This is a genomic window from Thermomonas alba, from assembly GCF_022419205.1.
Taxonomy (GTDB): domain Bacteria; phylum Pseudomonadota; class Gammaproteobacteria; order Xanthomonadales; family Xanthomonadaceae; genus Thermomonas; species Thermomonas alba.
Map to the genome: position 1 here is coordinate 1 of NZ_JAJOZU010000026.1, position 1,011 is coordinate 1,011.

A 1,011-nucleotide genomic window follows, 5' to 3' on the forward strand; every position below is an offset into this window, starting at 1 on the left:
CAAGGTGATCACCGGCGTGCGCTTCCGCGATGGCGTCGAAGTGCGCGATGATGCAACCGCCCAGACCCACTCGGCCGCCGCCTGATCCGTCAGGGCGTGCACCACTTTTGGGTATTTCTCCAGCGGTATCGCTCAGAAGTAAAGTTCATCTACATTGACCCACCCTACAACACAGGAAGCGATGGGTTCGCCTATAAGGATGCATATCAGCACAGCACATGGTTGAGCGCACTAGACGATCGTCTTGCTCTGAGCATGAGGCTTCTATCCAACGCAGGCATATACGCGGTAAGTATCGGAGAAGATGAGTTTGAGAAGCTTGCGTACCTTATGAAAGCAAGCTCTCTGCGCACCGTTGTGCCCTTCGTTTGGAAGTCTCGCGCCAAGCCCACAAATGCGGGCGAGGCACGGCTGAAGCCCCAGCTTTCAGCTGAGTTCGTCCTCTTCGGAATGCTAACTGCTACGACGACCTTCTATCCCCTGACGTCTGGGCATTCTCGCAAGTACCCTCATTCCGATGAGCTAGGATCATTTCGCGTCACCAGCATTCTGACATCCAACTTGGGAAGATACCGTCGAGAGACGATGCGCTTCGACGTCGCTGGTTACACACCCCCAGACGATAAGCGTTGGAAGGCTGGTCAAGAGGAAATTCTTGATCTCTTGAAGCGCAAGCGCTTGGCGTTCAATAACGAAGGAGAGCCATACGCCAAAGTATATGAGCATGACGAAGAAGAGCTACACATTCCGCTATGGACTTTCATGCCGGAAGATGTGACGGGAACAGCCGAGTCTGGCAAAGCTGACCTAGGCCGCATTGTTGGCGCCACGCATGGCATTGACAGCGTCAAACCCAAAGAGCTCTTAGCCGTTTTTCTTGAGGCTACCACTAGGGAAGGTCTGAACAACCCGCCCTGACGCCTCGATCTCGGTCTCCCAAGGCAGATTTTTGCCTCGAATGCCGTTCCAATGCCCTGTATACGCGCCGTTTCCGGCGCTTTCAGGCGGGTT

At 54.5% G+C, this 1,011-nt stretch carries 1 protein-coding gene; it reads left to right on the top strand.

Going from position 1 to position 1,011, the window contains the following annotated elements; translation table 11 throughout:
* Window positions 1-96 precede the first annotated feature (96 nt).
* A complete protein-coding gene (locus tag ML342_RS11535) occupies window positions 97-918 on the top strand; it encodes a DNA methyltransferase (RefSeq protein WP_240127167.1) in 822 nt (273 codons plus the stop codon).
* Window positions 919-1,011 lie beyond the last annotated feature (93 nt).